Raw genomic sequence first — 18,247 nt, 5'->3', positions numbered from 1 at the left:
GGAATGAATATTCCCCTTTTTCTTTACATGACATGGATTTTTTTAATGCGAAAATGAGCGAGCGTTCGTTCGATATTATAAACAAATTTTTATTTTTACTTTAGAAATTTGTTAAAGGATCAAAGTATAACTAAAACTTCTGCTTCCGTCATTTGGACTTGGCGTCTAATTAGAAAATACAAACTTTATTTGAGAAATTTTCTGGACTTTTCTTGTTTTATACAAAAAAGGAGGAAAGATTGTATGGCAAAATCAGTGATAGTTGGCGGGGCCCGCACTCCATTTGGGAAATTTGGCGGAGTATTAAGTAGTTTAACGGCATCTGAGTTAGGCGGCGAAGCGATAAAAGGGGCGTTAGAGAATACAAAGATAAACCCTGAAGAAATTCAAGAAGTCATTATGGGAAATGTATTACAAGGCGGGCAGGGGCAGATTCCCTCGCGCCAAGCGGCACGCCATGCAGGTCTTTCGTGGGAAGTAGAGACAGAAACGATTAATAAAGTGTGTGCTTCTGGGATGCGCAGTGTGACGCTGGCTGACCAAATAATAAGAGCAGAAGATGGAGAAGTCTTAATTGCCGGAGGAATGGAATCAATGAGCAATGCTCCATATTTTTTGCCAAAAGCACGTTGGGGAGCGCGAATGGGTGATGCTTCCATGAAAGATTTGATGGTTCATGATGGATTAACATGTTCTTTTCAAGGAGTTCACATGGGGGTATATGGGAATCAAGCAGCGAATGAAGTCGGTATTTCCCGGGAAATGCAGGATCACTGGGCCCTTCGCAGTCATCAGCGGGTGAATGAAGCAAAAGAAAAGGGTTATTTTTCAGAAGAAATTACATCGATAGAAATTCCTCAAAGAAAGGGAAACCCTCTTGTTGTTTCTGAAGACGAGAGTCCTCGTAAAGATACCGCTATCGAAGCACTGCAAAAGTTAAAGCCGGTTTTTGCAAACGACGGTACGGTTACGGCGGGGAACGCACCAGGTGTCAATGACGGTGCTTGCGCTATGGTTTTAATGAGTGAAGAACGTGCGAAAAAGGAAGGAAAACGGCCTCTTGCTGCCATTACAGGTCACACAGCTCTGGCAGTAGAAGCGGGGGATTTTCCGAAGACACCAGGATTGGTGATTAATAAATTATTAAAGAAAACAGGTAAATCACTAAAAGATATAGATTTATTTGAAGTAAACGAAGCTTTTGCAGCAGTGGCGCTAATTGGTGAACAGCTGGCCGGCCTTGATGCTGACAAAGTGAATGTAAACGGAGGAGCCGTAGCTATTGGTCACCCAATTGGAGCAAGCGGCGCGCGAATCATATTAACTTTAGCTAATGAATTAAAACGTAGAGGAGGAGGAACCGGTATCGCTGCTATTTGCAGCGGCGGTGGACAGGGAGATGCGATCATGATTGAAGTATAAAACTATAGCCAGATCTTAGTGCCAGCCTATAAATAGTGAGAATGCAGGAGGAGATAAAATGGATATTCAAACCATAATGGTAGTCGGCGCTGGTCAGATGGGGGCAGGAATTGCTCAGGTTCATGCCCAATCTGGATATTATGTTTACCTGCACGATGTAAAAGAGACCCAGGTCGAAAAAGGTTTAGAAAGAGTGAAAAAGAATTTGACGAGACAAACCGAAAAAGGGCGGCTTACGAATGAAGAAAAATCAGAAATACTAAGTCGTATTGTTCCATCCACGGAGTTAGAAAATGCTTCAAAAGCAGATTTAGCAGTGGAAGCAATTGTTGAAAATATGGATGTGAAAAAGAAAGTATTTAAGGAGCTGGATGAATGTGCTCCGCCTCACGCTATACTTGCGACAAACACTTCTTCTCTTCCTATCACAGAAATTGCAGCAGAAACATCACGCCCCTCTCAAGTTATCGGCATGCACTTTATGAATCCAGTGCCAGTGATGAAGTTAGTAGAAATTATAAGAGGACTGGAAACAAGTGACAAGGTATTTGATGCAGTAAAACAAACAGCAGAGTCTCTTCATAAAACCCCCGTCGAAGTAAATGATTTTCCAGGTTTTGTTTCTAATAGAATTCTTATGCCGATGATTAATGAGGCAATATATACAGTGTATGAAGGTGTGTCTTCTCCAGAAGATATTGATCAAGTGATGAAATTGGGGATGAATCACCCAATGGGACCGCTCACCCTAGCCGATTTTATCGGCCTTGATACTTGTTTGTACATCATGGAAACACTGCATGATGGTTTCGGGGATGATAAATATCGACCTTGTCCATTACTCCGCAAGTATGTGAAAGCAGGATGGATTGGGAAAAAAGTTGGCCGCGGCTTTTATAACTACAACGAATAAAATAACAACGGAGGAGAGTCACGAATGAATCTCACCTTTACAGAGGAACAAACGATGATGAGGAAAATGGTTCGTGATTTTGCTAATAATCGTGTGCAGCCGGAAGTGAAAAGGATGGAAGAGGAAGATCGTTTTCCAAAAGAGCTCGTAAAAGAGATGGCTGAGCTTGGATTAATGGGCATACCAGTCGAAGAGAAATATGGCGGGGCTGGGATGGATTTTTTTTCTTATATTATTGCTATCCAGGAATTATCAAAAGTGAGTCCAGCTTTAGGGGTTATTTTATCTGTGCATACTTCTGTCGGCACAAATCCCATTGTTTATTTTGGCAATGAAGAACAGAAGAAGAAATATGTATCCAAACTTGCTTCAGGAGAGTACCTTGGCGCATTTGCGCTGACTGAAGCCGGCGCGGGAAGTGATGCGGCGTCTCTTAAAACAACAGCAGTGAAGAAAAATGATCGTTATATACTGAATGGTTCTAAGGTGTTCATTACAAACGGAGGAGCAGCTGACACCTATATTCTTTTTGCAAGGACTGACCCTGCCCAAGGAGTAAAAGGGGTGAGTGCATTTATTGTAGAGAAACATTTCCCTGGTTTTCAAATAGGGAAAAAAGAAAAAAAGATGGGGTTAAATGGGTCTAATACGACAGAAGTTATTTTGGAAAATTGTGAAGTTCCACAAGAAAATCTCCTTGGAAAAGAAGGAGAAGGATTTAAGATTGCGATGGCCAACCTTTCTGCAGGTCGTATTGGTATAGCAGCGCAGTCACTTGGAATAGCCGAAGGAGCCCTTAAAGCTGCAACTGCTTACGCTAAAGAAAGAAAACAATTCGGCAAACCAATTGGTTCCAAGCAGGGAATTTCTTTTAAATTGGCAGATATGGCAGCTAATGTTGAAGCAGCGAAACTATTAACCTATCAAGCAGCAAGTCTTCGATCAAAAGAGGTCCCTTGTAGAAAGGAAGCATCCATGGCAAAGCTGTTTGCATCCCGTACAGCCATGACTGTGGCTACTGAAGCCGTTCAAATTTTCGGGGGATATGGATATACGAAAGAGTATCCAGCCGAACGGTTTTTTCGTGACGCAAAAATATGTGAAATATATGAAGGAACGAGCGAAATTCAAAGAATTGTAATTGGAAAACATTTACTTGGAAATGAGGTAGGCTGATTTTTACTTTTAAGGCGGAAAAGGGGAAGAAATAATGAATTTTCTTTTAACGGATGAACAAAAGATGATACGAAAAATGGTCCGTGATTTTGCGAATAATGAAGTGGCACCTACTGCTGCCGAACGTGATGAAGAAGAAAAATTTGACCGGAAATTGTTTGATCAAATGGCTGAGCTTGGTTTAACCGGTATTCCATGGCCGGAAGAGTACGGCGGCATCGGTGCAGACTATCTTAGTTATGTTATAGCGGTTGAAGAATTGTCCAGAGTGTGTGCTTCCACGGGAGTAACATTATCGGCGCACCTTTCTCTTGCCAGCTGGCCGATTTATACTTTTGGAAATGAAAACCAAAAAAAGAAATATTTAAAAGCGCTGGCAGAAGGCAAAATGATGGGAGCATATGGGCTGACAGAGCCTGGTTCAGGCTCAGATGCAGCAGCGATGAAAACAACTGCTGTAAAAGACGGGGATGATTACGTTCTTAACGGTTCAAAAATATTCATTACCAATGGCGGCATGGCAGACGTTTACGTCGTATTTGCTGTGACATCTCCTGAGACAAAACATAAAGGAGTCAGTGCTTTTATTATCGAAAAAGATTTCTCCGGATTTTCTGTTGGCAAGAAGGAAAAAAAGTTAGGTATCCGTTCATCTCCAACGACTGAAATTATTATGGAAAACTGTCGAGTGCCCGCAGAAAATTTGCTAGGAGAAGAAGGTGAAGGGTTCAAAATTGCAATGAAAACATTAGACGGCGGAAGAAATGGAATTGCTGCCCAGGCTGTAGGAATTGCACAAGGAGCGCTTGACGCTGCAACAGATTATGCAAAAGAACGAAAACAGTTTGGCAAACCCATTGGCAGTATGCAAGGAATTTCTTTTAAATTAGCAGACATGGCTACGAAAATAGAAGCTTCCCGTTTGTTAACATATCAAGCTGCCTGGAGAGAAAGTGAAGGCGTTTCTTATGGCAAGGAGTCAGCTATGTCCAAATTGTTCGCCGGGGATACAGCAATGGAAGTAACAACGGAAGCGGTACAAGTTTTTGGAGGGTACGGTTATACGAAAGAATACCCAGTGGAACGCTTTATGCGTGACGCTAAAATTACACAAATTTATGAAGGAACGAACGAAATTCAACGTTTAGTTATCGGAAAAATGCTATTAGCAGATTAATAAAGAAATGTCAGGTTAAAGGAGGCGGGGCCATTGGCGAAAAAGAAGGTACCGTCCATGGTAAAGGACCAGCAGCTTATTCAGCGCAGAAGAGAACAAATGGTCAAAGGAGCGGTAGCGCTTTTTAAACAAAAGGGATTTCACCGTACGACAACTAGAGAAATTGCTAAGGAATCAGGGTTTAGTATTGGCACGTTATATGAATATATCGGTTCTAAAGAAGATGTGCTGTATCTTGTTTGTGACTCTGTATATGAAGAAGTAAGAAACCGGCTGGAATCGCTATTGACCAATGAAACTGTCGGATTAGATAGGTTAAAGCAAGTGATACAGTCTTTATTTAAAGTAATAGATGACATGCAGGATGAAGTGCTTGTTATGTACCAGGAGGCTAAGTCCCTGCCAAAAGAAGCTCTGCCCTATGTGTTAGAAAAGGAAAACGCGATGACAGCTATTATAGAAAGTGCCGTTCAGACGTGCTGCAAAGAAGGACATTTAGAGCTTTCTGAACAAGAAATAAGAATGTTCGCTCACAACATTATGGTGGGAGGGCACATGTGGACTTTTCGCCGCTGGTCCTTACAAAAAGAGTTTACTCTCGATGAATATACTTCCTTACAAACACGCCAGCTTTTATATGGTGTCGTTCAGGAAAATATAAAAGTGGATGAAAAATTTTAAAGGAGGCTTTTACTTGGCTGTAGAAGAATTATACAAACCTGTGAACTCGGTTCGTTTTGTTACAGCTTCTAGTTTGTTCGACGGCCATGATGCTTCGATCAACATTATGCGCCGACTCCTCCAAGCAGGGGGAGCCGAGGTAATCCATTTAGGTCACAACCGTTCTGTTGAAGAAATAGTAAACGCTGCCATACAAGAGGATGTACAGGGGATAGCTATTTCCTCTTATCAAGGAGGTCATATAGAATATTTTAAATATTGCTACGATTTACTCCGAGAAAAAAACGCAGGTCATATTAGAATATACGGAGGCGGGGGAGGCGTCATTACTCCTCCGGAAATAGAAGAGCTCCATAATTACGGTATTGCTCATATATTTTCGCCGGAGGACGGACGTACTTTTGGTCTGCGCGGTATGATCAGTCAGATGTTAAAAGAGTGTGATTATCCTACTTTTAAAAGCGGTAAGGCATTGTTAGAAGAAGTAAAAGACAAATCGAGTCAAGCTGTAGCACGGTTTATTTCGGTAGTGGAAGAAGAAAAGGAAAATTTAGATGAAGAATGGCACAGTGCTTTAAAGGAATTACAGTCGATTGGAAACAAAGTGCCTATTTTAGGTATCACCGGAACGGGGGGGGCCGGAAAAAGCTCCCTTACGGATGAGCTTGTCAGACGTTTCCTGCGCGAATTTACAGACAAAACCATCGCCATATTATCGATTGATCCGACAAAACAAAAAACAGGCGGCGCCTTGCTCGGTGACAGGATTCGCATGAATGCGATACACCATCCTCACGTTTTTATGAGAAGTCTTGCGACACGAGGGTCTAAAACTGAAACGACAAAAAGTTTACGTGAAGCTATTGCAGTAACAAAAGCGGCTGGATTTGACTTTATTATTATTGAAACAAGCGGGATCGGCCAAGGCGATGCTGAAATTACAGAATTTGCTGACGTTTCAATGTATGTGATGACAAGTGAATTTGGCGCGCCGTCTCAATTAGAGAAGATAGAAATGATTGATTTTGCAGACTTAATTGCTATCAACAAGTTCGACCGGAAAGGATCTGAGGATGCTTTACGCGATGTTCGAAAGCAATACCAGCGCAGTCACATGTTATTTGATGAGGACCTTAGTAAAATGCCTGTTTACGGGACAATTGCCAGCCAATTTAATGACGCTGGAACGAATATTTTATTTGCTGCGTTAGTAGATACGATTAAAAAAAATTTTGGGGCTGATTGGAAAACTACGATTGATACAACCAAAGAAACGGGCAAGAAAGATTTAATTATTCCACCAGAGCGATCCCCGTATTTACGTGAGATCGTCCAGACGGTTCGTCAATATAAAGATCGTGCATTAGAACAGGAAAAAACGGCAAGAAAGCTATTTCAATTAACTGGGACGATCCAGTTATTAAAAGAAAAAGGTGTGGATACAAAGGAGCTTGAAGAAATATATGATAATTTGGAAGAGACGCTTGATTCAGACGTAAAAAAGCTTTTAGAAGAATGGGACCACTTAAAAGAATCGTATAAGCAAGATACCTTTACTACGGTGATTCGAGATAAAGAAATTGTCACAGAACTTCAAACCGAAACGCTTTCTGGTTTGAAAATCCCTAAAGTAATTTTACCTTCTTTTGAGGATTGGGGAGAAATTGTACGATGGTCATTAAAAGAAAATGTTCCCGGCCGCTTTCCATTTACAGCGGGAGTTTTTCCTTTTAAACGAAAGGGAGAAGATCCAAAGCGGCAATTTGCCGGAGAAGGAACTCCTGCACGGACGAATCGCCGTTTTCACTATCTTTCTAAAGATGATGAAGCGAAACGCTTAAGCACAGCGTTTGATTCTGTGACTTTATACGGCGAAGACCCGGATTACCGTCCTGATATTTATGGAAAAGTAGGCGAAAGCGGCGTCAGTATTTGTACGTTAGAAGACATGAAGAAACTGTATGACGGCTTTGATTTAATTTCACCGACAACCTCTGTATCAATGACAATAAATGGACCTGCACCAATTATTTTAGCAATGTTCATGAATACAGCTATTGATCAGCAAGTGGAGCGTTTTGAAAAAGAAAATGAGAGAAAACCAACTGCCGAAGAATACGAAAATATGAAAGCGCAGACACTATCGACCGTTCGTGGAACAGTGCAGGCCGATATTTTAAAAGAAGACCAAGGGCAGAATACGTGTATTTTTTCTACAGAATTTGCTCTCAGGATGATGGGGGACATTCAGCAGTATTTTATCGACCATAACGTCCGTAACTATTATTCGGTTTCTATATCGGGATACCATATAGCAGAAGCGGGAGCCAATCCGATAAGTCAGCTGTCATTTACCCTTGCAAATGCTTTCACGTATGTGGAGTATTACTTAAGCCGCGGTATGCATATTGATGATTTCGCTCCTAACTTATCGTTTTTCTTCAGTAATGGACTGGACCCGGAATATGCGGTGATTGGCCGTGTTGCCCGCCGGATTTGGTCTACTGTTATGAAAAATAAATATGGCGGAAATGAACGCAGTCAAAAATTAAAATATCATATTCAGACATCAGGACGATCTTTGCATGCGCAGGAAGTAGATTTTAATGATATCCGTACCACGCTGCAGGCTCTGCTTGCCATATACGATAACTGTAATTCTCTTCACACAAATGCTTATGATGAAGCTGTAACTACTCCAACAGAACATTCGGTCCGGCGTGCTATGGCTATCCAAATGATTATTACAAAAGAACTCGGCTTAGCTAAAAATGAAAACTCTATACAAGGTTCCTTTATTATTGAAGAATTAACGGATCTTGTCGAAGAAGCAGTGTTACAGGAGTTAGAACGTCTTAATGACCGCGGAGGTGTCCTTGGTTCCATGGAAACCCAGTACCAGCGCGGAAAAATTCAAGAAGAATCGATGTATTATGAAATGAAAAAGCACTCCGGTGAATTGCCTATAATTGGAGTGAACACGTATTTGAATCCGGAAGAAGAAGAGGAAGAGTTTGATATGGAACTCGCGCGTGCAAGCAAAGAGGAAAAAGAGGGGCAGATTAAAAGCTTGCACCATTTTCAAGAACGAAATAAAGACCAAGCAAAAACAGCTTTAGCTAACCTTCAACAAACGGCCGTCAGCGGCGGCAACATATTTGAAGAATTAATGAAAGCGGTACGCGTTGCAAGTCTTGGTCAAATCACACACGCCCTTTACGAAGTAGGGGGTCAATACCGAAGAAACATGTAATCAAATGGCCAGGTCAAACAAGCGCTTGTTTTATAGAGCGGTCCTGGTTTGAACTGGCCGATATTAAGAGATACTACATTTAGGAAAAAATAAGCAGCAGATACTGCCCTATAAATGATTAGAATCAAGAGGCCAAAGCCTTGTTGCTCTGGCCTTTCTTATACTTTAGGAATGTTTAACTTTGTTAAAGGATGAAAGTATAAGCAAAACTACATCTTCCACCATTGGAATCGGCGGCAAGCCGAGTTTTTCTAATTTTATTTAAAACGCTGGCATAAATACCCTGAATATGTTTATAATGAAAAGTATGATTTTGACGGTTTAGCTCTTACTTTAAGGGCTTTATGATAACCTTGAAGCCATGATTTGTAATACTTAGCGGAAAGGAAGTGAAATCCGTGAGCATCTCTGATTACAATGAGGAACAAATCGAAGAAATGTCCGCGGTCGAACTGGCTCACATTTTATTGGGAGACGAAGAAAAACCATATGACTACCAAGAGTTGATTAAAAAGATTGCAGATTTAAAAAGTCTCTCACCAGAAGAGAAAAAAAATCGCTGTACGAAACTATTTACAGCAATGAATTTGGATGGTCGTTTTGTTCATTTAGGTGAAAATCATTGGGGATTAAGAGAGTGGTATCCGCTTGATCAATCTGATGAGGACTTAAGCACCACGGTTAAAGCACCAAAAAAACCAAAATCAGACGATTACGATGAATTTGAAGATGATTTTGATGGAGATCTAGAGGATATTGAAGATGAGTTAGATGAACTATCGCAAGAAGAAGACGCTGACGATTATGAAAGAGACGATGAATTTGAAGGTTTTGGGTCGGATGAAGAAAATGTCGAAGAAAAAGACAAATATTAAAATGTATTTGTGCTTGACTTTTATTTAGGGGCTCGGTAAAATCATTTTTGGGCTTTGACGATTACAAATTAAATCTTTTTATATGAGAAAAATAAACAAGCAAAAGTGCGCCCCTCCAAAGGGTGAGGTGTCACTTTTGTTTTTTTTAATGTTTAACTTTGTTAAAGGAACAAAGTATTGCCATAAAGACTTTGCGGTAAGCCCAGTTTTTCTAATATGAACGCCGGAAAGTATAAATTAATAAAAAGACAGGCGTCCCGGTTAAAATAAACGAACTTTTACGAAGACAGCAAGCGCCAAGGACACAGTATGTTTGGCAGAAGCTCTAATAGTTTTCTGTAAGGTTGCGAACAATGAACGTTCGAACATCGCTAATGTCGAGAAAGGTCTTTTTCTCGGGAACTCCTGTGCAAATCAACGTAGAAGCCGCTATATGTATGAAAGTTCGTCTTATGGACGAGCTGAGTGTTTTAATGAAAAAGTAACGATACGTTACTTTCACTTATTGTCCTGCCCAGTTCTCTTATTCACCAAAGATTAAAGGAGTAGATGAATACATGGCTAGCAAGTATATTTTTGTCACTGGAGGCGTTGTTTCTTCTTTGGGTAAAGGAATTACAGCCGCGTCTCTTGGCCGCCTTTTGAAAAACCGTGGTATGAGCGTAACGATTCAAAAGTTTGACCCTTATATTAATGTTGATCCCGGAACAATGAGTCCATATCAGCACGGGGAAGTATTTGTTACAGATGACGGAGCGGAAACAGACCTCGACCTTGGCCACTATGAGCGTTTTATTGATATAAACCTCAGCAAAAACAGTAACGTAACAACAGGAAAAGTATATTCTTCTGTTATTCGCAAAGAACGCCGCGGTGATTACCTAGGTGGAACCGTTCAAGTAATTCCTCACGTTACAAATGAAATAAAAGAACGCGTGTATCGTGCTGGCAGTGAAACAGGGGCAGATGTAGTTATTACTGAAATTGGCGGAACGGTTGGGGATATTGAGAGTCTTCCTTTCCTTGAAGCGATCCGGCAGATTAAAAGCGACGTTGGTGTAGAAAATGTCATGTATTTGCATTGCACACTTATTCCTTATCTTTCGGCTGCCGGAGAAATGAAATCCAAGCCGACCCAGCATAGTGTAAAAGAGCTTCGCAGTCTTGGTATTCAGCCGAACGCTATTGTCGTGCGCACAGAAAGTCCTGTACCACAGGAGATGAAAGACAAAATTGCTTTATTCTGTGATATTAATAAAGAAGCGGTTATTGAAGCTCGTGATGCGGATACGCTTTATCAAGTGCCGCTTGATCTGCAAGCTCAGAAATTAGATCAGTTTGTTTGTGACTATTTAAAATTAAATGGAAAAGAAGCAGACATGGAAGAGTGGAAAATGCTGGTTGAAAAAGTCCAGAATTTATCTAGCAAAACAACGATTGCACTTGTAGGTAAATACGTCTCTCTTCCAGATGCATATCTTTCCGTAGCAGAGTCTTTAAAGCATGCCGGCTACGCATTTGACTCAGATGTGGAGATTCAATGGATTAATTCAGAGCACGTAACAGAGGAAAATGTTGAGGAAAAATTAAAAGGCATAGATGGAATCCTCGTTCCGGGCGGATTTGGTGACAGAGGCATTGACGGGAAAATTGCCGCCATAAAATATGCTCGTGAAAATAAGGTTCCATTTCTTGGAATATGCCTTGGGATGCAATTGGCTTCTGTTGAGTATGCGCGTAACGTAGCTGGGTTGAACGGAGCGGATTCTGCAGAACTGAACCCAGAAACGGAGCACCCAGTTATTGACCTGCTGCCAGAACAAAAAGATGTGGAAGACTTAGGCGGCACACTTCGTTTAGGATTGTATCCTTGTAAATTAAAAGAGGACACGAAAGTAAAAGCTGCCTATAATGAAGAAGTGGTATATGAGCGTCACCGCCACCGTTATGAATTCAACAATTCTTACCGGGAAACCATGGAAAAAGCAGGGTTTATTTTTAGTGGAACAAGCCCAGATGGACGTTTAGTGGAAATTATTGAGATTGAAGATCATCCATATTTTGTAGCTTCTCAGTTTCACCCTGAGTTTGTATCTCGTCCTACAAGACCTCAACCATTGTTCCGTGAATTTATACAGGCTTCCATAACAACAAATAGATAATGATAAAAAGAAGCTATTCCGTTTGGTTTTTACCAACTTACGGGATAGCTTCTTTTTATAGATAAAAGGCTTTACAAGAATAACGAAAGGCTGATGAATTCTCTTGGAAGGGGGCTCAGCCCGACTCATTAAATGAATATTTTTCCCGCTATAAACTAAATATACCGTTTACTTTCGGTAAAATATTATTCTAATTCATCGAATAGTTCTTTTATATTTAAATAAAGAAGCTGACCGGTAAAGAGAGTGGACAGTACGGACGGGTAACCTATGCGGCTGCCATGTTCATCTGGTACAATGCCGCCGCGAACATGAGTGTGAATCCAAACATCTGTTGGTTCTAGTGTCATCCTCGCTTCCTCTTCAGTAAAAGGAGCAATTACGACAACCGGCACGTCAGCTGACTGCAAAAGCTCGATAATAGAATGTAAATACGCTGCTTCTTCTTTTTCTGCTAAAACAATCGCTCTATCGACAGATTCGGGCTTGAATTCTTTCGTATCTATCACTTGTATAGTTTGGGGCGGAGCATCTGGGTGATAAGTTAAATTTACTGCATTTCCTCTCATGGAAGGTGTTGCGTAAATAAGCAGTCTCCCCGTGCCGGCTGGACCTTGTGCTGCTAATCGCGCCCCATTTTCAATAGCCTCTTCTTCTTGATCCAATATTCTTTGAAATACCCCTTGAAGCTGGGTAGCAAATATTTTCATTTTTCTCATCCCATGCCTTTCTTTTACGATTGTTTTTCTCTATTATACGACAAGAACGTATAAGCAAAAACATACATGACTTTAGCATTATTTTTATAGTAAAAACAAAATACTAAATGAAGGAATTATAAAGGAAAATATGGAATATGTAGATGGGAAGCATATTTCGGATTTATTCGACAGCTGATGATTAAAGAGATGGAGGGGGGACAACCATGCAAAAGGTTTTAATTGTAGACGATCAGTACGGTATAAGAGTTTTGTTAAAGGAAGTTCTAGAAAAAGATGGATATGAGGTGCATCAGGCATCGAATGGATTACAAGCTTTAGAGATAATGGAAAAAGAAAAACCAGATTTGCTGCTATTAGATATGAAAATACCTGGTATGGATGGAATTGAAATTTTAAAGGAAAGAAAAAATCGACAACTTGCAGCAAATATGGAGATAATTTTAATGACTGCTTATGGGGAGTTAAATGTAATAAATGATGCGAAAGAACTTGGTGCTTCTACTTATTTATCCAAACCTTTTGATATCGATCAAGTAAGAAAAGAGATAAAATCTCTTTTGTCAGTCACATCAAGGCAAATGGATAAAAACAGATCACGAGGGAAATGAACAATTTCATACAGAGTAGATGAAATTCAAATATGATATGCTATAATAAGTGCAGAAAACTAATGGAGAACTTCATTCTTGAGCCCTGTTACATAGTAGCGCTTTCCTCACCGCTGTGAATGGATATAATTTGGCAAGGATAAGTTAAAAATGTCGAAACGCACCGGACATGCTTTTCCCGATAGATGCCCACTTGCTTCCTGACCTTTTTGTAAAAGGGAAGAGGAAGGGATCATACAAAAGTACGTGAAGACTGAAAGAGCTCCGTTGACAAAGTGTTATTCTAACCTTCGCGCTTTTTTGAAAAGAAGAAGCGAGAAGGTCGAGGAAACAAGGGAAAGAAAGAGGGATCGTACAGTAGTACGTGACCGACTGAGAGAGTACCGTTGACGAAGAGATTCGATGCTTATTCTTTACAAAAACGCTCTAGAAATGCTGGCTCCATTAGAAACTAAATTTCAAGGAGGATTTTTTTATGCCTTTAGTATCCATGAAAGAAATGCTTAATAAAGCAAAAGAGGAAAATTATGCAATTGGCCAGTTTAACTTGAATAACTTGGAATTCATTCAAGCAATCCTGCAAGCAGCGGAAGAAGAAAAATCACCACTTATTTGCGGTGTTTCTGAAGGTGCAGCTCGTTACATGGGCGGATTTAAGCCAGTAGTGTCCATGGTAGAAGCTTTCATGGAAGCTTACAATGTAACAGTTCCAGTGGCTATTCACCTGGACCACGGTTCTAGTTTTGAAAAATGCGTAGAGGCTATTCATGCAGGCTTCACATCTGTTATGATTGACGGCTCCCACTACCCGCTAGAAGAAAATATTGCATTAACGAAACGTGTCGTAGAAGTAGCCCACGCTGTCGGTGTATCCGTAGAAGCTGAGCTCGGCCGAATTGGCGGACAGGAAGACGACGTGATTGTTGATGATGCAGAAGCCGCTTATGCGATTCCTTCTGAGTGTAAAGAACTCGTTTCACAAACTGGTGTAGACTGCTTTGCACCTGCACTTGGCTCTGTCCACGGACCATATAAAGGTGAACCAAACCTAGGTTTTGACCGTATGAAAGAAATTGACGGACTCGTTGGTATCCCTCTTGTCCTGCATGGAGGTACTGGTATTCCAGCAGAGGATGTACAAAAAGCAATCAGCTTCGGCCATGCTAAAATTAATGTGAATACAGAAAGCCAAATCTCTTCTGCAGCTGCCGTACGTAAAACATTAGAAGAGAAACCAGAGCTTTATGATCCTCGTAAATATTTAGGGCCTGCTCGTGACGCTATTAAAGAAACAGTTAAAGGTAAAATGCGCGAATTTGGTTCTTCTAACCGCGCATAAATAAAGTAAAGAAGCATTGTAATCTAGAGAAGAGTTAATATGTATGTAAACGGACACTAACCTGTTTCATACCTGTTAACTCTTCCCTTTTACCATAGAAGAATTTGAACGACCAGGAGGCAAATAAATGAAATTTTTCATTGATACGGCAAGTTTAGATCAAATTAAAGAAGCTCATGAACTAGGTATATTGTCGGGCGTTACGACAAACCCAAGCTTAGTAGCTAAAGAAGGGGTAGACTTTAAGGAACGTCTCCAAGAAATCACAAGTATTGTAAAAGGTTCCGTAAGTGCCGAAGTCATCTCAACAGAAGCACAGGGTATGATTACAGAAGGGCGCGAATTAGCGGCTGTAGCACCTAATGTGACCGTGAAAGTTCCAATGACTACAGAAGGTTTGAAAGCGGTTAAGGTTTTTTCTGAAGAGAACATTCAAACTAACGTGACGCTTGTTTTCTCTTCTGTGCAAGCACTTTTAGCAGCGAGAGCAGGAGCCACCTATGTTTCTCCATTTTTAGGACGTTTAGACGACATCGGCCACAGTGGTCTAGACTTGATCAGTGAGATTTCAGAAATTTTCCACGAACATGAAATTGAAACAGAAATTATTGCGGCTTCTATCCGCCACCCTCTACATGTTTCAGAAGCAGCTGTTCGAGGAGCACACATCGCGACATTGCCGTTTAAAGTAATCTCCCAACTAGTACAACATCCATTGACAGATCAAGGAATTGAAAAGTTTCTCAGTGATTGGGAAAACCGTTCTCGCTAACAGATAAAAAAATAGTCCGGCAGAGCAGGTTGTCGGACTTTCAATCTTTTTGTCTAAAAGGAAAATTTTTTCAAGATGGATGTCTTCTTGTGCGTCTAACTGTCCAAGAGGTTGTCCATAATGAAAAAAGATAAGAAAATGGAAGAGTGCCGGTAGTAGGTGCATAACTATATTTTCTTATCGGCCGACAATAGATGAGCAGCATCACAACGAGACTATGAATGAGGAAGTGAAATCGCTCATGGAGAAGTTGATGGTTGAAGGAGGACATCCTTTAAACGGAAAGATACATATCAGCGGAGCCAAGAACAGCGCGGTAGCTTTAGTTCCTGCTGCGATTCTTGCTGACTCTGTTGTTTCTATTGATAACCTGCCGGAAATCTCTGATGTAGAAACATTAGCCTCTTTGCTAGAGGACATTGGAGCTTCTGTTTCTTACGAAGGCAGCAGTATGACGATAGATCCAAAAAAAGTCATACCAATGCCATTACCAAATGGAAGAGTGAAAAAATTAAGGGCTTCGTATTATATGATGGGGGCGATGCTAGGCAAGTTTAAACGAGCGGCTATCGGTCTGCCAGGTGGATGTAATTTAGGTCCGAGGCCAATTGATCAGCATATTAAAGGGTTTGTAGCACTCGGAGCTAAAGTAACCAATGAGCACGGAGCCATTTATTTAAGAGCAGATAAGCTTCAAGGAGCACGTATTTATTTAGATGTAGTAAGTGTAGGAGCAACGATTAACATTATGCTGGCAGCAGTAAAAGCGGAAGGCCGCACCATTATAGAAAATGCGGCTAAAGAACCGGAAATCATTGATGTGGCTACTTTATTAACTAGTATGGGAGCCAAAATTAAAGGTGTTGGCACAAATGTTATCCGTATTGATGGAGTCGATGAATTAAGCGGCTGTGCTCATTCTATTATTCCCGACCGTATTGAAGCAGGAACGTACATTATTGCAGCAGCAGCTATGGGAGAAGAGGTTCTCATTGACAATGTTATTCCTGATCATCTTGAATCACTTATAGCAAAACTAAGGGAAATGGGCGTTCGAATTGAAGCAGGGGATGACCAGATTTTGATTCGCTCTTCTCCGGAGTTAAAAAGCATTGATATAAAAACACTTGTTTATCCAGGGTTTGCTACAGATTTGCAGCAGCCTGTTACCGTTCTTTTAACGAAAGCGCAAGGGACAAGCATAGTGACAGACACAATATATAATGCTCGGTTTAAACATGTGGATGAACTTCGCCGCATGGGAGCAGAAATAAAAGTGGAAGGACGGTCTGCATTAATCAACGGTAAAAAGCGTTTGCAGGGAGCAAAAGTAAAAGCTAGTGATCTGCGGGCAGGAGCCGCTCTGATTATCGCAGGATTAATCGCAGACGGAGTCACAGAAATAACGGGAATGGAACACATAGACCGTGGATACGAAGACTTAGAAGAAAAACTGTTAGCATTAGGTGCAAATGTTTGGAGAGAAAGGCTTAGCACAGAAGAAGCTGAACAAGTGAAAAGTTCATAAGAAAAAAATGGGAGGGGATTGGAATGGAAAGAAGTTTATCAATGGAACTTGTCCGTGTTACGGAGGCAGCTGCTCTGTCTTCTGCGCGCTGGATGGGCAGAGGAAAAAAAGAAGAAGCAGATGATGCAGCAACAAGTGCGATGCGGGATGTTTTTGATACTATACCTATGAAAGGAACAGTGGTGATCGGAGAAGGGGAAAAAGATGAAGCTCCGATGCTCTACATAGATGAAAAACTTGGTAATGGATATGGACCGAGAGTCGATGTTGCCGTGGATCCTCTCGAAGGAACTAACATTGTGGCAAATGGTATGTGGAATGCCCTAGCGGTAATTGCAGTTGCTGATCATGGCAACTTGCTGCATGCGCCAGATATGTACATGGAAAAGATTGCAGTTGGCCCGCAAGCAGTAGGTAAAGTAGATATTAATGCACCGGTTGAAGAAAACTTAAAAGCAGTGGCTAAAGCAAAAAACAAGGATGTAGAAGATGTGGTGGTAACTATATTAAATAGAGACCGTCACAGTAAATTAATTCAAGACATACGCGATGCAGGAGCTAGAATAAAACTCATTCAAGACGGTGACGTAGCAGCTGCGATGAATACTGCTTTTGAAGAAACTGGGATTGATATTTTAGTAGGCTCTGGCGGAGCACCTGAAGGGGTTTTATCCGCTGTTGCTTTGAAGTGTCTAGGCGGAGAACAGCAAGCAAAACTTCTTCCAAAAGATGATGAAGAGCTTGCCCGCTGTAAGAAGATGGGCATCGAGGACGTTTCGCGTGTACTTCATATGGAAGACCTGGTTGGAGGCGATGATGCAATATTTGCAGCAACCGGTGTTACGGATGGTGAATTGCTAAAAGGTGTCCATTATAAAGGGGCAAATGCTACCACACAATCACTTGTAATGCGTGCAAAATCGGGAACTGTACGATTTGTAGATGGAAAACATAATGTGAAAAAGAAACCAGATTTTGTCATAAAGCCTTAAAACATGTGGAGAAAAAGCTGCTTTTGTGATAATAGAGCAGCTTTTTTTCTTTATACTTCAGGGATGTTTAATTTGTTAAAGGATCAAAGTATAAGCAAAACTACGCCTTCCGCCATAGGACTCGGCGGTAAGCCAAGTTTTTCTTATTAGATAGGAAAGTATAAAATTTTGCGCTTTGATGTCTAGCTTCAGCGCCAGCTCTCAGAGGCCCAAGACGTTTAAGGAACTTTTGCTAGGATCGCGAATTGAAGGATCTTCTGCTAAGATCGCGAACGTCCTGTTCTGGGCGCAGAATTCAGCCCATCCAGGGCAAGCCAGTTCGGCGTTCTCACAGAACGTGAGGAACTTAGCCGAACGTCATTTAAAACAAGGGCGCTTGCGCTTTTCTTATTTCGATTAATATTTTAGAAGGACTTTACTTTTTCTATTGCCATTCAAAAAAAACGTGTTTAAAATGAGTAAGAAGCGGGAATAAAAGATAGATAAACGGATCGTGTGTTTATCCCCAATGAAAAACGAAAATCTGCAGAATGGTTCAACGTAAATCGGCCTGCATAAACCCACTCCTTTGAACGGAACGTTTCCCTAATAAAGCGTAATACTCCATTCCCATCCGAATTAGTACTC

The 18,247-nt window shown here is 41.0% G+C and carries 14 protein-coding genes; 13 read left to right on the top strand and 1 reads right to left on the bottom strand.

Features of this window, described 5'->3' with window-relative positions; genetic code table 11:
* Positions 1–243 precede the first annotated feature (243 nt).
* From CEF16_RS15430 to CEF16_RS15395, 8 genes are all read left to right on the top strand, one after another.
* Positions 244–1,422, top strand: coding sequence for an acetyl-CoA C-acetyltransferase (locus CEF16_RS15430; protein WP_091586527.1), 1,179 nt, complete (start codon positions 244–246; stop codon positions 1,420–1,422).
* A gap of 58 nt (positions 1,423–1,480) precedes the next feature.
* Positions 1,481–2,335: a 3-hydroxybutyryl-CoA dehydrogenase gene (locus CEF16_RS15425; RefSeq protein ID WP_091586529.1), complete on the top strand. Its 855-nt coding sequence runs from the start codon at positions 1,481–1,483 to the stop codon at positions 2,333–2,335.
* A 24-nt stretch (positions 2,336–2,359) separates the two neighbouring features.
* Positions 2,360–3,511, top strand: a complete 1,152-nt coding sequence (locus tag CEF16_RS15420; RefSeq protein ID WP_091586531.1) for an acyl-CoA dehydrogenase — start codon at positions 2,360–2,362, stop codon at positions 3,509–3,511.
* Between the two features lie 34 nt (positions 3,512–3,545).
* On the top strand, positions 3,546–4,688 hold the full coding sequence (locus tag CEF16_RS15415) for an acyl-CoA dehydrogenase (RefSeq protein WP_091586533.1): 1,143 nt from the start codon (positions 3,546–3,548) through the stop codon (positions 4,686–4,688).
* Between the two features lie 33 nt (positions 4,689–4,721).
* Positions 4,722–5,369, top strand: coding sequence for a TetR/AcrR family transcriptional regulator (locus CEF16_RS15410; RefSeq protein ID WP_245917896.1), 648 nt, complete (start codon positions 4,722–4,724; stop codon positions 5,367–5,369).
* A 13-nt stretch (positions 5,370–5,382) separates the two neighbouring features.
* The gene (icmF, locus tag CEF16_RS15405) at positions 5,383–8,622 is read left to right on the top strand and encodes a fused isobutyryl-CoA mutase/GTPase IcmF (protein ID WP_245917895.1); all 3,240 of its coding nucleotides are present in this window, start codon (positions 5,383–5,385) and stop codon (positions 8,620–8,622) included.
* A gap of 398 nt (positions 8,623–9,020) precedes the next feature.
* Positions 9,021–9,497, top strand: a complete 477-nt coding sequence (gene rpoE, locus CEF16_RS15400; protein ID WP_091586537.1) for a DNA-directed RNA polymerase subunit delta — start codon at positions 9,021–9,023, stop codon at positions 9,495–9,497.
* Between the two features lie 557 nt (positions 9,498–10,054).
* Positions 10,055–11,659, top strand: a complete 1,605-nt coding sequence (locus CEF16_RS15395) for a CTP synthase (RefSeq protein WP_091586539.1) — start codon at positions 10,055–10,057, stop codon at positions 11,657–11,659.
* A gap of 185 nt (positions 11,660–11,844) precedes the next feature.
* On the opposite strand, the gene CEF16_RS15390 is transcribed toward CEF16_RS15395, so the two are convergent.
* On the bottom strand, positions 11,845–12,369 hold the full coding sequence (locus tag CEF16_RS15390) for a DUF2529 family protein (RefSeq protein WP_091586540.1): 525 nt from the start codon (positions 12,367–12,369) through the stop codon (positions 11,845–11,847).
* 215 nt (positions 12,370–12,584) lie between these two features.
* On the opposite strand from CEF16_RS15390, the gene CEF16_RS15385 reads away from it, so the two are divergent.
* The 5 genes from CEF16_RS15385 (at position 12,585) to glpX (ending at position 17,620) form a co-directional block, all read left to right on the top strand.
* Positions 12,585–12,989 carry a response regulator gene (locus CEF16_RS15385; RefSeq protein ID WP_091586542.1) on the top strand — a complete coding sequence of 135 codons (405 nt, stop codon included), beginning with the start codon at positions 12,585–12,587 and terminating at the stop codon, positions 12,987–12,989.
* A 475-nt stretch (positions 12,990–13,464) separates the two neighbouring features.
* Positions 13,465–14,328, top strand: a complete 864-nt coding sequence (gene fba / locus CEF16_RS15380; RefSeq protein WP_091586544.1) for a class II fructose-1,6-bisphosphate aldolase — start codon at positions 13,465–13,467, stop codon at positions 14,326–14,328.
* Between the two features lie 127 nt (positions 14,329–14,455).
* Positions 14,456–15,100: a fructose-6-phosphate aldolase gene (gene fsa / locus CEF16_RS15375; protein WP_091586547.1), complete on the top strand. Its 645-nt coding sequence runs from the start codon at positions 14,456–14,458 to the stop codon at positions 15,098–15,100.
* 241 nt (positions 15,101–15,341) lie between these two features.
* The gene (locus tag CEF16_RS15370) at positions 15,342–16,628 is read left to right on the top strand and encodes a UDP-N-acetylglucosamine 1-carboxyvinyltransferase (RefSeq protein ID WP_091586549.1); all 1,287 of its coding nucleotides are present in this window, start codon (positions 15,342–15,344) and stop codon (positions 16,626–16,628) included.
* A 23-nt stretch (positions 16,629–16,651) separates the two neighbouring features.
* A complete protein-coding gene (gene glpX / locus CEF16_RS15365) occupies positions 16,652–17,620 on the top strand; it encodes a class II fructose-bisphosphatase (RefSeq protein WP_091586551.1) in 969 nt (322 codons plus the stop codon).
* Positions 17,621–18,247: the final 627 nt, after the last annotated feature.

Source organism: Alteribacillus bidgolensis (assembly GCF_002886255.1).
Taxonomy (GTDB): Bacteria; Bacillota; Bacilli; order Bacillales; family Marinococcaceae; genus Alteribacillus; species Alteribacillus bidgolensis.
Note: the sequence above shows the minus strand (reverse complement) of the source record. Positions and strands in the feature narration are given on the sequence as shown.

Bases quoted from the DNA above. Each gene is read 5' to 3' on its own strand.
- CEF16_RS15430 (WP_091586527.1), top strand. From the start codon at position 244: ATGGCAAAATCAGTGATAGTTGGCGGGGCCCGCACTCCATTTGGGAAA.
- CEF16_RS15425 (WP_091586529.1), top strand. From the start codon at position 1,481: ATGGATATTCAAACCATAATGGTAGTCGGCGCTGGTCAGATGGGGGCA.
- CEF16_RS15420 (WP_091586531.1), top strand. From the start codon at position 2,360: ATGAATCTCACCTTTACAGAGGAACAAACGATGATGAGGAAAATGGTT.
- CEF16_RS15415 (WP_091586533.1), top strand. From the start codon at position 3,546: ATGAATTTTCTTTTAACGGATGAACAAAAGATGATACGAAAAATGGTC.
- CEF16_RS15395 (WP_091586539.1), top strand. From the start codon at position 10,055: ATGGCTAGCAAGTATATTTTTGTCACTGGAGGCGTTGTTTCTTCTTTG.
- CEF16_RS15390 (WP_091586540.1), bottom strand. From the start codon at position 12,369: ATGAAAATATTTGCTACCCAGCTTCAAGGGGTATTTCAAAGAATATTG.
- CEF16_RS15385 (WP_091586542.1), top strand. From the start codon at position 12,585: ATGCAAAAGGTTTTAATTGTAGACGATCAGTACGGTATAAGAGTTTTG.
- fba (WP_091586544.1), top strand. From the start codon at position 13,465: ATGCCTTTAGTATCCATGAAAGAAATGCTTAATAAAGCAAAAGAGGAA.
- fsa (WP_091586547.1), top strand. From the start codon at position 14,456: ATGAAATTTTTCATTGATACGGCAAGTTTAGATCAAATTAAAGAAGCT.
- CEF16_RS15370 (WP_091586549.1), top strand. From the start codon at position 15,342: ATGGAGAAGTTGATGGTTGAAGGAGGACATCCTTTAAACGGAAAGATA.
- glpX (WP_091586551.1), top strand. From the start codon at position 16,652: ATGGAAAGAAGTTTATCAATGGAACTTGTCCGTGTTACGGAGGCAGCT.